General features: G+C 53.7%; 1 protein-coding gene. It reads left to right on the top strand.

From position 1 onward, the window contains the following. The coding region (locus FY251_RS20875) for a response regulator (protein ID WP_148416859.1) at positions 1 to 527 on the top strand (527 nt) is incomplete at both ends.

The raw sequence follows: 527 nt of genomic DNA, 5'->3' as shown, positions 1-527 counted from the left end.
CTTCCTGACTGTGTCGTTTCAGACTTCGAGATGCCCGAGACAGACGGGCTTGAATTTTTGCAGGCGGTCCGTGAGCGACACCCGCAACTCCCGTTTATCATGTTCACCGGTCGAGGAAGCGAAGAGATTGCAAGCGATGCCATTTCTACCGGTGCGACTGATTACTTGCAGAAACAATCCGGAGCTGAGCAGTACGAGCTGCTAGCCAATCGAATAAGCAACGCTGTCACGCAGTATCAGTCGAGAAAGCAACTGGAGGAAACCACAGCAGAGTACGCCGCTGTTTTCGAGAACACGCGAAACGGACTCCTCCTCGTCGATGTTGAACAAGACGGGTTCCGATTCCGGCGATGCAACTCACGAGTGCTTGAGTTCACTGGCCTCGTAGAGTCAGAGCTTATCGGTAAGACTCCAGTTGAAGCACTTGGGGAGAAAAATAGTAGAAAGATCGCTGGTGCGTACCGGAAATGCGTCGCCACGCGCGAGACAATCGAATACACGCTGACACTGGACCACCCGGTCGGGGA

The sequence above is a fragment of the Haloferax sp. KTX1 genome, from assembly GCF_902410085.1.
GTDB classification, from domain to species: Archaea; Halobacteriota; Halobacteria; order Halobacteriales; family Haloferacaceae; genus Haloferax; species Haloferax massiliensis.
The sequence above is the reverse complement of the archived record's forward strand: the minus strand, read 5'-3'. Positions and strand labels throughout refer to the sequence as shown.